The 13,518-nt window shown below is 64.5% G+C and carries 12 protein-coding genes; 9 read left to right on the top strand and 3 right to left on the bottom strand.

The window, feature by feature from the left end:
* The first annotated feature begins 24 nt into the window (after positions 1–24).
* The 9 genes from LXT13_RS19880 (at position 25) to LXT13_RS19840 (ending at position 11,236) form a co-directional block, all read left to right on the top strand.
* Positions 25–555 carry a CbrC family protein gene (locus LXT13_RS19880; protein ID WP_233373712.1) on the top strand — a complete coding sequence of 177 codons (531 nt, stop codon included), beginning with the start codon at positions 25–27 and terminating at the stop codon, positions 553–555.
* A 270-nt stretch (positions 556–825) separates the two neighbouring features.
* Complete coding sequence (locus LXT13_RS19875) at positions 826–1,320, top strand: Lrp/AsnC family transcriptional regulator (RefSeq protein WP_233373711.1); 495 nt, start codon at positions 826–828, stop codon at positions 1,318–1,320.
* Positions 1,321–1,493: 173 nt separating this feature from the next.
* Positions 1,494–3,767, top strand: coding sequence for an aminotransferase class V-fold PLP-dependent enzyme (locus LXT13_RS19870; RefSeq protein WP_233373710.1), 2,274 nt, complete (start codon positions 1,494–1,496; stop codon positions 3,765–3,767).
* 6 nt (positions 3,768–3,773) lie between these two features.
* On the top strand, positions 3,774–4,586 hold the full coding sequence (locus LXT13_RS19865; protein WP_349254849.1) for a sulfite exporter TauE/SafE family protein: 813 nt from the start codon (positions 3,774–3,776) through the stop codon (positions 4,584–4,586).
* A gap of 271 nt (positions 4,587–4,857) precedes the next feature.
* Entirely contained in the window at positions 4,858–5,058 is a 201-nt protein-coding gene (locus tag LXT13_RS19860) for a hypothetical protein (protein ID WP_233373709.1), read from the top strand.
* A 170-nt stretch (positions 5,059–5,228) separates the two neighbouring features.
* Complete coding sequence (locus LXT13_RS19855) at positions 5,229–5,570, top strand: thioredoxin family protein (RefSeq protein WP_233373708.1); 342 nt, start codon at positions 5,229–5,231, stop codon at positions 5,568–5,570.
* Entirely contained in the window at positions 5,567–6,565 is a 999-nt protein-coding gene (locus LXT13_RS19850; protein WP_233373707.1) for a hypothetical protein, read from the top strand. Before LXT13_RS19855 ends, LXT13_RS19850 begins: the two co-directional genes overlap by 4 nt.
* 26 nt (positions 6,566–6,591) lie before the next feature.
* The gene (locus LXT13_RS19845) at positions 6,592–8,367 is read left to right on the top strand and encodes an ABC transporter ATP-binding protein/permease (RefSeq protein WP_233373706.1); all 1,776 of its coding nucleotides are present in this window, start codon (positions 6,592–6,594) and stop codon (positions 8,365–8,367) included.
* A gap of 22 nt (positions 8,368–8,389) precedes the next feature.
* The gene (locus LXT13_RS19840; protein WP_233373705.1) at positions 8,390–11,236 is read left to right on the top strand and encodes a TonB-dependent receptor domain-containing protein; all 2,847 of its coding nucleotides are present in this window, start codon (positions 8,390–8,392) and stop codon (positions 11,234–11,236) included.
* Positions 11,237–11,309: 73 nt separating this feature from the next.
* On the opposite strand, the gene LXT13_RS19835 is transcribed toward LXT13_RS19840, so the two are convergent.
* The 3 genes from LXT13_RS19835 to trxA form a co-directional block, all read right to left on the bottom strand.
* A complete protein-coding gene (locus LXT13_RS19835) occupies positions 11,310–12,212 on the bottom strand; it encodes a helix-turn-helix domain-containing protein (protein WP_233373704.1) in 903 nt (300 codons plus the stop codon).
* 68 nt (positions 12,213–12,280) lie between these two features.
* Complete coding sequence (locus LXT13_RS19830) at positions 12,281–13,141, bottom strand: hypothetical protein (protein ID WP_233373703.1); 861 nt, start codon at positions 13,139–13,141, stop codon at positions 12,281–12,283.
* A complete protein-coding gene (gene trxA, locus LXT13_RS19825; protein ID WP_233373702.1) occupies positions 13,138–13,473 on the bottom strand; it encodes a thioredoxin in 336 nt (111 codons plus the stop codon). The genes LXT13_RS19830 and trxA overlap by 4 nt, the downstream gene beginning before the upstream one ends.
* Positions 13,474–13,518: the final 45 nt, after the last annotated feature.

Raw genomic sequence — 13,518 nt, 5'->3', positions numbered from 1 at the left:
CCCCCGCTCTGTTAGCGTGGCGGCATGACGCTGCCTCTCTTCCGCTACCACCCCGATCCGCTGGCCACGGGCGCCATCGAACCGCGACAGATCACCTGTGCCTGCTGCGGTCAGGCGCGCGACTTCGTCTACGTGCAACCGGTCTATGCCACCACTGACCTGGACGAGAAGCTGTGCCCCTGGTGCATCGCCGACGGTTCTGCGGCCAGCCAACTGCGCGCGAGCTTCTCGGACCCGCAGCCTCTCGCGCAGGCCGGCGTGGCCGCCGACATCGTGGACGAGGTCAGCCTGCGCACGCCCGGCTACTCCTGTTGGCAGCAAGAGCAATGGCTGGCGCACTGCAACGATGCCTGCGAGTTCCACGGCGACGCCTCGCAAGAGGATGTGGAAGACGCGAGCGATGCCACAAAGGAGGATTGGATGCAGCGTTACAGCAAGACCGTGAAGCAATGGGCCGCTGCCACGCGCGACTACGAGCCCGCCGGTGACAACGCCTTCTACAAGTTCGTGTGCCGGCATTGTGGGGTGATCCGGTTCGGGTGGGACTGCCCGTAGGCCAGCCAAGAGGACGTGCCGTTTCAGGGACCTGCGGCTTGAGCTGCGGGTTGCTTGAGATGCAAGGCTGCGTTGCAGCACTCGACACCGCGTGATTTGCGCCCCGTCACTTCCCGACATGGCCCGCGCCGGTGCTCGCCACCCCGCACGCCGCTGCCCCACTGCGCGAGCGCTATCTTCCAGGCCTTGCACCCGGCAGACAGCTTTTCGCCGTTACATCGTTGCAGGTATCGCGGTGCCCCAAACCGACGGGCATCCGCTTCCATCACCATGAGCAAGATCACTCATCCATCCAAAGCCAGGCTCGACGCCATCGACCGAAAGATCCTCGAACGCCTGCAGCAGGACTGCGACATTCACATCTCGGCACTCGCCGAGGAGGTCGGCCTGTCCCAGACCCCCTGCTGGCGGCGCGTGCAGCGCCTGCGCGAGGCCGGGGTCATCACCAGGAACGTCTCGCTGGTTGATCGCAACAGCATCAACGTCGGCGTGACGGTGTTCGTCTCGGTGCGCACCAGCACGCATACCAAGGCCTGGTTCGAACGCTTCAAGGCCGCCGTCGAGGTCATACCCGAGGTGGTCGAGTTCTACCGGATGAGCGGCGACGTGGACTACCTGCTTCGCGTCGTGGTGCCGGACATCGCGGCCTATGACCGGGTCTATCAACGCCTCATCAGCGACACACAACTCTCGGACGTCAGCTCCAGCTTCGCGATGGAGGAACTGAAATACACGACAGCCTTGCCGTTGGCGTACATCGAATGAAGGTTGCAGCCCTCCGCCGGGAGGTGCCAGAAGAGGAATTCCATTTTTTCGCGGTTCGGCGCAATCCACTTGCGTACCGAGCCCCGCTGGAACCGCAAAGAGAAATTTGATCTCCACCAAGATTTCTACAGTGAGCGTCAAGAAGCCACACGGCAGCTCTCCTGACGCGAATTATGGAAATCTACCTCGACGCCAATGCCACGACGCCGGTCCTTCCCGAGGCCCGAGCAGCCGCCATCGCCGCCATGTCGGCCGACTACGGGAACCCCAGCAGCATCCACGGCACCGGCCTGAAGGCGCGTGCCCTGATGGACGAGGTTCGCGCCCGCGCACGGCGCGTGCTGGGCGCGCCCACCGGTGAGCTGCTGTTCATGAGCGGGGCCACCGAAGGCATCCAGACCGCCGTTCTTTCCGCGCTAACGGCACTGCGCAAGCGCCGCGAAAGCGGCGAACCCATGCCGCAGCTGTTGCTGTACGGCGCCACAGAACACAAGGCGGTGCCCGAGGCGCTGCGCCACTGGAATGACCTGCTGCGCCTGAACCTGCAGATTCTGGCCATTCCCGTCGGTCCTGACGGCCGCCATGACCTGCAATGGTTGCGCGAACGCGCGCCGCGTGCGGGCCTGGTGTGCACCATGGCGGCCAACAACGAGACCGGCATCATCAGCGACCTGGACGGCATCCAGACGGCGCTCACAGGCAGCCCGGCATTGTGGATGGTCGACAGCGTGCAGGCTCTGGGCAAGCTACCCCTTCGCCTGGCAGACCGGCCGATCGACTACGCGCCCTTCTCCGGCCACAAGCTCTATGCGCCCAAAGGCATCGGCCTGCTGTACGTGCGCGCGGGCGCACCCATCACGCCGCTGATGGCCGGCGGTGGCCAAGAAGGTGCGCTGCGCTCCGGGACCGAAAACATGCCCGGCATCGCCGCGCTGGGCGCCGTGCTGGAGCTGCTCGAAACCGGGGACTTGTTCAAGTCCGCCAATGAACTGCACGCCTGCGGCGAGCGTCTGAAAAGCGCCCTACGCGACGCTTTTCCACAGATCGTCTTCAACGCCGACCGGGCACCGTGCCTGCCGACCACGCTGAACTTCTCGGTGCCCGGCGTCAGCTCCAAGGTGCTGCTGGACCTGTTCGATGCGGCCAACATCCGCGTCAGCGGCGGCTCGGCCTGCGGCGCGTCCAAGGCCAAGCCCAGTTACGTCCTCGAAGCGATGGGCCTCGATGCCTGGCGCTGCGCCTCCGCCGTGAGGCTGTCCTTCGGCCCGGCGACGCCGTCAGGCCTGATCGACGAGGCCTGCGAACGCATCCGTGCCTGCGGAGCTTCGCTGCGCGACAGCTGCCTCACGCAGACGTTTCAGCGAAACGCAATGCCGGTGGAACGAATCAACCGCTACGTTGTCGACGGATCGGTCTGCTACCTCATCGCCGATTCATCCTCCCGCCGCTGCGTCATCATCGATCCACTGCCGCAGCTCACGCAGCAGCTTGTGCAATGGATCCGCTGCCGCAGCTACATCCTCACCGCCGTGCTCGACACGCACAGCCACGGCGACCACGCCTCGTCCGCCACCGACATCTGGCGGGGCATCCCCGCCGTGCTGGCCGACACGACCGATTTCCGTGACCGCGACAGCCTGGGATGGCCGTTGGGTTCGCAGGAGATCCACTTGGGCGAACAGCGCCTGAGCCGTCTGCACATTCCCGGCCATACCCGCGACTCCACGGCCTACCTGCTGCATGACGCGAATGGACTGTGCGCGGCGTTCGTCGGAGACACCGTCATGCCAGGCGCCCTGGGGCGCAGCGACTTCGACGTAAGCGAACCGCAGAAGTACGGTCCGTCCCTGAAGCACCTGCTGGCCGTCGTCGGTAGCGACGCGTTGCTGTTGCCGGGCCACGACTACGACGAACGCTACGCTTGCACGCTGGGCATCGAGATCGCTCGGCAACCGCTCGTGGCTTCGGTGCTGAAGGGAAGCATGGACGCCAAGTCGTTCGCGGCGGCCAAGGCCCACCTGGAACGAGATCTGGCACCGACCGAGTACGAGACCCTGGCTTGCGGCGCGCGAGTGGACGCCTGCCGCGAGACAGCTTCGGTCGAGCTCAAACCCAGCGAGCTGTTCGCACGGATCGACCGCGGCGAAAGGTTCGTGCTGGTCGACGTGCGCGAGCCCTATGAGCATCGCCTGGGCGTCGCGCCGCAACTTGGAGAGCAGGTGCGTCGCGAGGCCGTGCCGCTGTCGTCGATCGTCAATGCGATCCCGGGCTGGCTGGCCGCCGAAACCGACGCCACGCTGGTGCTGTTTTGCCGCAGCGGCAACCGCAGCGCTAAGGCGGCGCAGGCGCTGCGCCGTCTCGGCCTTGAGCGCACGGTGAGTCTGGCTGGCGGCGTCGCGCTGTGGCCTGAACCGAAGCAGGCCTCAAGGCACGCGGTTTCCGCCTGAACTCCCGTGCTCTCCAGCCTTCTGCTCGGGGCGCTGGCGGGCGTGGCGTTGGGCCTGACCGGCGCAGGCGGCGGCATTCTCGCCATCCCGCTGCTGACCTTCGGCGCCGGCCTGTCCCAGACTCAGGCCGCGCCGATCGCGCTGGTGGCCATTTCGCTTGCCGCGACCCTGGGAGCCATGTTGGGCCTGCGTGACGGCGTGGTGAGATACCGCGCAGCGCTACTGATCGGAGGCGCCGGCATGCTGGTCGCGCCTGCCGGCGTCTGGCTCGCGCATCGTGCGCCGCCTGCAGCGCTGACGTTGAGCCTCGCGGTCGTCATGGCGCTGTCAGCGTTGACTATGTACCGGCGCAGCCTGGAGCAGCCTGCACGAACCGGTGCCGGGCGCCCTGCTTTGCCTGTTTGCTACTGGAGTGCGAAAACCGGTCGCTTCGTCTGGACGCGCTCGTGCGCCGCAGCGCTCACGGGCATCGGTCTTGTTGCAGGTGCGATAAGTGGCCTGCTGGGCGTTGGTGGCGGTTTTGTGCTGGTGCCGGCGTTCACGCGGCTGTCCAATCTGCGCGTCGACGCCATCGTCAGCACCTCACAGGCCGTCATCGCATTGGTGTCGGCCGCAGGCGCGTTGGCAGCTGCCGGCCAGCAGGACATGCAGTGGCAGGTAGCGCTTCCGTTCACGCTGGCAGCCATGGGCGCTCTCATCGGCGCCCGATTGCTGGCGCGCCGGTTGTCGCCACGGCTCGTTCAGCGGAGTTTTGCGCTCCTGAGTGGTGGCATCGCCACTGCGCTGCTCGTTCGGGCGGCCCAGGGCGGCCTGGCCTGACATCCTCCGCAACGCTGGCACATCCACGTCCGCACATCCACGTCCGCGCATCCACGTCCGCGCATCCACGTTTGCACATCAACGTTTGCGCGCGGTCGGGCATACCGGTCGTCGCCCACGCTCGTTCAGCGACGCTTTGCACCCCGAGTAACGGCATCGCCGCCGCGCTACTCGGTCGGGTGCCCCAAGGGCGCCCCGGCCCGACTTCGTCCATAACGCCCGCGCATCAACGCTTGCGCGCAGCCGGCCGCGTTCTCGACCACGGGTTGCGATGACTGCCAGCCACGACGAAATCGAACAACGCGAGCGCCTCGCACACAAACGCCGACAAGCGCTATCGCCGGATTTGCAGTTTGCACTGTCAGGCAAGAAACCAGGTCGTGCCGGGCAATGGTGGAACGACCAGATCCTTATGCTGGACGCGAAAGACACACGCCTGATTGATTGGCGCGGCCAGGCCCTTCAAGCCTGAGCAACGCGTTGCCAGTCAGGCGATATCCGACGAGCTTTCGTGAGCATAGGAACCGCACTCTTGAATTCCGACAGCCTCGTGGAGCCTGCGCGCAGCGCTGCTGCCGCGACGGCTTCGCGCCCGATGTCCCCTGTCACGCCGGCTCCTTCATCACGGCAAGGATTCCATCAATGACTGCACAAGTGATCCCCGTCAGCGACGCGACCTTCGAGACCGAAGTGGCGCGCAGCGAGACGCCCGTTCTGGTCGACTTCTGGGCTCCCTGGTGTGGTCCCTGCATGGCCCTCCTACCGACGCTCGAGGCGCTGGCGCCGATGTACGACGGCAGCTTGAAGATCGTCAAGGTCAACATCGACGAATGCCCCGGACTGGCGGAAAAGTTCGATGTGCAGGGAATACCTCATCTCATTCTGACCAAAGGGGGGGAAGCCACGGCCACGTTGCACGATCGCAGCCGCACCCGCCTGGCCGGCGAACTCGACGCTCTCCTCGATCAGGACGGCGAAGCATGAGCGGCCTCACACAGTACTGCGCATTCAAGGGCGATCCTGCGCACAAGGCCGAGATGGTGGGCCGCGTCCGTGCCAGATGGACGGAAGGCCGAGCCTTTCCGCTCGCCTATCTGAAATGGCGGACGGATGGCGGAATGGTCTCACTGTCGGGAACATTGGCCGAAACGCAGGTTCCGCACGAGTTCGTCGAGCGAACCGGCTTGCCGTTGGAGCTTGCGACGCTGTGTGAAGGCGTCGTCTATGCGGGTGTCGACTTCAGCGAGGACAAGAGCAAACCTGCGGGTCTGGCGATAAGCGGCAGCGATGCCACGATGGCGTTTGCGATGAAGTGGCTGGACGCCATTGCGGTGGGGGCCGACCTGGGGGATGTGGTGCCACGCTTCATGCTCGGCTTCCTGTCAGGTGTTCTGGCACGCGATTTCGTCATGGCCCCCCATGTGCGCCCGGCGGTGCGCGCGTGCGGTGAGCGCATCCTCGCCCTGTGGGAGCGCGAGATGCGAGACGAGCCCGTGGCGCCCAAGGAATGGCGCACCCTTCGAGCCGACGCGATGCGGGCCGCTGAAGATGACAGCGATCCATGGAGCTACGCCGCCGGCGAGTTGGTCGAATCGCTGGCCTGGCCGGTCCGAGGACTCGCGCCTGAATTCGTGGCGATCTTCCAGCTATTCATGAAGGAGGTGCGGCAGTTCCTTGTCGCCCCTTTCCTCACCAGCGAGGACCGGGACATCCTGATGAAGTCGCTGGTCGGGCTTCGAGAACTGGTCCGCGCCCAGCGCGATCCCGAGCTGTCGCAATTGCCCACCGAAACGCTGCTGGACCGTGACCCGCAAACGAAGCAGGCGGTGACCGCGTTCATGCATGCGGACGTTCAGGCCCGCTTCAATGCCACCAGGCCGCAGGCGCAGTCGCAATCCGACAGCTTGCTGCACCGGCACATGCAGAGCCTCCAAAGACTGATCGAGACCGCCGGACCGACCCCATCCAGTGCCGCGTGACAGCCGCACGGCAGCAGGTGCAAACAATGACTGACGTCGCCATCACAGACCCCGCTGCAGCGGATGCAGTGAAGACCGAAATGCCGCCGGAAAGCGGTGGCAAGTCCTTGCGGGCCGATCTTCGGTACTGCGCATCGCTGATCGCGCAATACGTCAAGGCCGATCCGCTGATGGGCACGCTGCTGATTGCCTACCAGTTCGCGCACAGCGGGCTGGCGATGTCCTTCTTCCTGAAGATGCAGCTGGCGTTTTCGGACATCATCAACGCACTGGCCGCACACAATGCGGCGGTCATCCCGGACATCATCACCAAGATCCTGATGTTCGGCGCCGTGACCACCATCCTGGCCGCCATCGGCACGTGGTCGCGCCTGACACTTCGCATGCGCATGCGCCGGGTCTTGACCACCACGCTGCTGGACAAGTGGATGAATGGCAACCACTTCTTCCACCTGGAGCGGCGTGCGCAACTCGACTATCCCGAGCAGCGCATTCAGGAAGACATCTACCAGTTCGTCGACAAGCTGACGCTGATCGGCGTATCGATCCTCGCTTCACTGTTCGGTGTGTTCCTCTATACGGGCCAGCTGTGGCGGCTCTCACCGCCCTTGGTGATGCCCGCCATCGGCATCAACGAGCCGATCCCCGGCCTGCTGGTCTATCTCGCCTTTGGCTTCGCGCTGGCGATGACCGCGCTCGTGCATTGGGTGGGTGCGTTGTTGACGCGGGCAGAAGTCGTTCGACAGCGACTCGAAGCGCAATTCCGCTCCGAGATGCACGCTGTCCGCGAAAACGGCGAATCGATTGCCTTCGCCCGCGCAGCGCCTCTCGAACGTCGGCGGCTGGCCGACACGTTCGTGCTGATCGTCATGAACTGGCGCACCTACACCTTTGCCAACATGAAGATCGCGGTGGCCACGGGTCTTCCCGACATCCTGTTGATGCTGATGCCCTACCTGCTATGCGTTCCGTTCGTGCTCGACGGACGCATGCAGATCGGCGACATCCAGATTGTGGGGAACTCGTTCAGCCAGGTCTACAACGGCATCGGCGCCTTCATTACGCAATACGCCGAGATCGCGACCTGGCGCTCGTCCATCGCGCGTCTGCGCTTGCTGAACGACACGTTGTCGCAGCAGTCGTTCGGCAGTGGCATTGCCATCAGCGAAAGGCCGGCGTCGCACATTGCCGCTCATGACTTGACCATCACCTTCCCGGATGGCAAGCCGATGGTGACGCTCGACAGACTGGAGGTCGCAGCAGGATCGCGCGTGCTGGTTCAAGGGACTTCCGGCGCCGGGAAAAGCACGCTGCTGCGCAGCATCGCCGGTCTGTGGCCGTATGGCAGCGGGTCCGTGGAGCTGCCAGCCAATGCATCGGTCGCCTTCCTCCCGCAGCGCAACTACATGCCCAACGGATCGATCGCGAGCCTGATGGCCTATCCGCATGGGGCGGATCGCCACAGCGACGAGCAATACATCGAGCTGCTGAACGCGCTGGGTCTGCAGCGGCTCATTCCGGATCTACACAACTATCAGCCGTGGAGTCGCATCCTTTCGCCCGGCGAGCAACAGCGGATTGCAGCAGCGCGCGCCATTCTGGGCCGGCCCGACTTTCTGTTCATCGATGAAGGCACCAGTGCTCTCGATGCCGAGTCGGAAGCCAAGGTCTACCAAACGATCGTCAACCATTTGCCCAACGCAGCCCTCATCTCCGTGGCTCACCGTGAAAGCGTCTCGGCCTTTCACCAGCAGTTGCTGAGGATTGAGGGAGGCAGAGTCAGCAGTTCGTCAATCAGTTAACCCTTTTCAGAGGATGAAGCAGATGAGATTTGTCGTTAAAGGCGGACGTCTTCGGACGCTGATGGGATTGGGAAATCTGGCCATGGGAATGGCGCTGTGCGCGACGGTGCATGCGCAGGATCAGGCCAGTACGACCAAGTCGAAGGCCGACGCCGACGGGCGCACCGCCGACGAAGTGATGCCTGTGATCCTGGTGCGCGGCAAGCGCACACTCAACATGGACATTCGCCGCAACCGCGATGACATCCAACCCTACGTGGTGTTCGATGCGGAGCAGATTGCCAAGAGCGGCGCACAGACGATAGAAGGCTTCCTGCAGGCCAATCTACCGATGAATGCGCAGCAAACCACGAACCCGCAGCTAGGCCCCCAGGTCTCTCCTGAAGGACGCATCGACCTGCGTGGCCTCGGATCTGACCAGACCCTCATCCTGGTCGACGGGCGCCGTCTTCCCAGCATCTCGACGGGTGATTCCTTCAGGCAAGCCAACCTGAACGGCATCTCGATCTCGCAGATTGAGCGCATCGAGATCCTGCCGGCGACGGCGAGTGGCATCTATGGCGGTGGCGCGACAGGCGGTGTGATCAACATCATCCTCAAGCGCGACTATTCCGGCTTCGACGTCGAAGCCAGCTACGGCAATGCGTTCAATGGTGGCGTCGGCCAGAACAGGCTGGGCATCAGTGGCGGATTCTCTTTGGAAGAAGGCAAGACGCGCGTGCTGTTCTCTGCGTCGCATGCCAACAGCAACCTCCTGCTGTCGACGCAGAGAAACTTTGCCCGTCGGGGCGCGCAGCAGCAGCTGCGCAACGATCCGACCGATCCCAGTGTCATGCTGGGGGGCGCCAATATCTGCTCGACCGAGGACGGCACCACATGCTCCACCCAGTCGTTGCAGCTCAAGAGCGGTGCCTCCTTGGGCTCGGCGTTCACCAGCATTCCTGCCAAATACACGGGCGCTGCCAGCGACGGTGGTGCGGCGCTGACGGACAAGGCGGGCCAGCTCCAATTCGACAGAGCTGGCGTGCCGATCTGGTCCGCGCCCGAGACCAACACATTCACCGTCAATGCGCGTCGCGAGTTCAGCCCCGGCATCGAGGCGTATGTGGACTTCGCGCGCGACCACTCCAGAGACGTCCTCTCGTCGCCGTCGCAGATCCTCCAGTATGTGCCGGCCAGCGCATCGGTGAACCCATTCCAGCAGGATGTGCTCTCCTACCTCACCCTGCCCAGCGAGCAGACGCAAAGACAGTCGCTGACGAATACCCGGGTCTATGCCGGCGCCATTGCGCGGCTTCCTCACCAATGGAGCGCCGTGGTGGACTATGGCTGGCTGCGCAGCACCAGTTCCAGCACCAACAGCACGGTCCTCGGGGCCGCGTCACCGGCCGCGGACGAGACACTTCAGGCTGCGGTGTTCCGCGATCTTCTTGCCTCGCCTCTGAGCAACGCGGAATCTCTGTTATCGCTCTTCAAGCAGAGCGGTGACATGGGCAACACCCTGAAGACGCTGTCGCTGCGGCTGAGCGGTCCGGTCGTTGATCTTCCAGGCGGCAAGCTGACCGCCACCGCCCTTCTGGAACGACGCGATGAAACCAGCGACGATTCAGTGAACACCAGTGACACGGGTGGCGCCAGCACGTTCCGCTGGACGCCTGAAGCCCGCCGGAAGGTCGACTCCCAGTATCTGGAGCTCCGCGCGCCGGTCATTTCGGCCCGCAACGACGTTCCGTTTGCGAACCTGCTGGAACTGATGGTCTCGGTTCGCCACGATGGCTACCGGACCGAATATTCGGGATCGTCTATCGAGGTCGACAGCGCGAGCGGCCCGTTCCCACCTCAAACGGCCACGGTCAACAGCTTTGGCTCCACCAGCAATACGCTGGGCCTGCGCTATGCGCCAACGCGCGACATCACGTTGCGCGCCAGCCGTGGCACGGGCTTCCTGCCCCCTGACCTCGGGCAGATCCGCAGCTCAGCACCGACACTGTTCCCATCATTCCTCATCTCGCTGCTTGACTTGCGTGATCCGAAACTGGGCAACGCGCTCATTCCCGGGCCGCTGACGGTGCTCGCCGGCGGCAGCTCGTCGCTCAGGCCGGAAAAGTCGAAGAGCACCTCAATGGGCGTGATCCTGACGCCGCGCATCATGCCGGGACTGCGCGTGTCGGTAGATTACACAGACATCCGCAAGACCGATGAGGTCAGCAAGCTGCCGCTGAACTTCTTCATCGACAGCGAAGACGCGTTCCCGGGGCGCATCGTTCGCGGGCCGGGTTCGGGCGGACTGCCTGGTCCGATCACGCAGATCGACTCGACGCTGTTCAATGTGGCAAGCAGCCGGCTCAAGGCCTTCGACCTCCAGGCCGAATACACATTGACCAATGACGCGCTGGGCCAGCTGCGCTTGCACGCGGCGGCCACCCATACGAAGGAGCTGAGCCGCAGCACGACGCCCGGCGTTCCGGCGGTCGATCGTGCCGGTTTCTCCGATGGCCCACTGAAATGGCGGGGCAACATTGGCGTCGACTGGAGCAGTGACGCCTGGAGTGCTGGATGGAACGCCCAGTACTACGGCAGCTATCGGACCTGCCAGTCCACGCTTTCCGACTTTTCCTGCAAACAGTGGGAGATGTGGCAGGGCGCCGGCAAAGTGTCGAGCCAGCTTTATCACGACGCTTACGTGAGCTATGACTTCTTCGCCGCGGGCGGCATCCTGCGCGGCACTGACATCACCTTTGCCGTGAACAACCTGTTCAACAACCAGGGGCCGACGATCAGCAGCGCCATCGCCTACAGCGTTGGCGCGACGTCGTATCTCGATCCGCGTCTGCGTCGCTACACACTGTCCGTGCGCAAGCACTTCTGACGCAAAGCGAACGCGCCCGCGTCGGACCACACGGTCCGCGCGGGCGCTACCCTATCCTCGGCTCGCACGGCCCTCAGGCGGAGCGACTTGCGATGACTTCCGCGCGGTTGCCGGCGGCCATCGCCTTGGCCGTGACGCCAAACCGCGCCCGGAACAGCCGCGAGAAGTGGGAAAGGCTCGAAAACCCCACTTCATAGGCAATCTGCGAAATGCGGTCGTTGGTCCGGATGAGCTGGTACTGTGCGGCAACGAGTCGGGTCTCCGTGACCAAGGCACTGAAGCTCGTGCCATGCGACGCGCAGGTGTTGTAGATCGTACGGACCGAGCATTTCAGACTCTTCGCCGCATCCGGGGCGGAGAGCCCCCGCTTCTCCAGATTCTGGGCGATGAACCACAGAATCTCCCCCATTCGTCCACGCGCCCGCGGAATGATGCGATCGGCCTTGGCGCCCGCGGCCAGCGCGGTGCGCAGCAGGTCCCCGAGCATCGTCAACGCCTGCGGCGCCGCGAGCGCGTCGCTCTCGTCGAGGTCGAGGATCAGCTGGGCCAGGTCGCCAATGATCGGAGCAGCAAAGTACGCTGCGGGGATGTAGAGCTCCGGCAGGATCTGGTAGTTGTCCAGGAACCGCTGCATCGACCACCAGCCGGGCAGCGTGATGACAAGCATGTCCACCCTGCCCGTTCCGGCCAGCGCCATGGGCTGCCATCCGCAGGCCACAAAGATGTCACCCGCCACCAGCCTGTGCTGATGGGCGTGCTGATCCACCGTCAGCTTTCCGGCACGCAAGAAGACGATGTGCGTGCAGAAGCCTCCGCCATCCGCGCTCGTGACACCTTCGGTGGAGCAGGCGAACGCGCCCGTGGTGATGTGGCAGACGGTCGCGACGTCACGTGGAACGCTGCTGATACGCCAGCCCTCACCTTCGCGTGAACCGCGAAAGTTGCTGTCGAAGACTGCGGCGATGATGGAGGGCATCACTGACATACGTTCGGAGATCGGCCCGCCTGTCCGCCGGACCGCCTGCTGGGGCTAGCAAAACCGTATTACACGGCCAGCGCTCGCCCGTCCTCCAGGACCTTCTGCTGGATAACGCTACGCCAGATGGCAAGCTTGGCTTTGACGCGAGCCTGCCGAGCCAGCGCTCGCACCTTCAGGGGTTGGCCGGCCGGGTCAGCGGCCCAGCGTTTGTTCACTTCTTCCAGGAACGCTTCGTAGGAAAACTCAGCGTCACTGTCGTCGCTGACGGTGGCGATGATCTCTTCATTGATGCGATCCATCGTCGCCTTGAACAGCGCCGCTTCGGCCGCGGTGAACTGATCTTCATCGGCCGCCTCGGCTTCGGCGGTCAGCTGCGTCGTCCAGGCCACCATCGCATCCTGCACAGCGCCGGGCGCCTGCTCAAGATCCCAGGCCAGCGACAGCACCAGATCCACCTTCTCCGGCGCGGATGCTTCGCGCTTGACCTGCGCCAGCTTCGCGCGCGCCGCCCGCCAGGTCTGCTTGTCCACCGACACGGTCAAAGACTGGCGCACCAGGCCGATGACGGCCTCGCAGGCCTCGAGCACCGCACCGCCCGTGACGCGTTGAGCCCGGCCATAGACGGGGTCTGTCCAGGCCAGAAGCACCGCTCTGCGCGCGATGTTGCCCGTCTCGGCGCCGACTGGGATGGCATCCAGCAACGCGTCATAGAACGCGGGCGCTTCTTCGCCCTCGCCAAAGGCGCCCAGCGCAGGCAGCAGCCGGGCCAGCGCCGGGTGCAGGCCATAGTCCCGCGAGATCGGTGTCAGATCGCCCTCGATCGACGCTGTGGTCAGCCACGCGGCGTACACCGGCCCCCTGGTGCGGATCTCGGCCCTCAAAGCCTGCTTGGTGGCGTCATTGCCAAAGGCACGATAGGTGGTCATTGGCCGCCCCCGGCATAGGGTTCGAGCACCGATGCCAGCTTGCCGCGCGAGGCCTGGCCGATGAAGCGCTCCACTTCTTCTCGGTCCTTGATCAGGATGAAGGTCGGCACGCTTCGCACGCCGTAGGTCTCTGCGAGCTTGGGCTCTTGCTCGATGTCGACCTTGACGAAGGCGATCTCGCCCTCGAACTCGCGCGCCGCGTCTTCCAGCGCGGGCACGGAGGCCTTGCATGGGCCGCACCAGACGGCATGAAAGTCAATCAGAACCGGAATCGACGCGCTGAGCACGTCGTCCTCGAATCGGTCGGCGGTGGTGATCTTGAGGAGGGACATGTGTTTTCCTTGTGTGCCGTGCACCCCTGAGGGGGCCGGCGGGGT

Origin of the sequence: Pelomonas cellulosilytica (genome assembly GCF_021353265.1) — a bacterium.
GTDB lineage: Bacteria > Pseudomonadota > Gammaproteobacteria > Burkholderiales > Burkholderiaceae_C > Pelomonas > Pelomonas cellulosilytica.
This window is presented reverse-complemented; position numbering and strand designations above follow the sequence as displayed.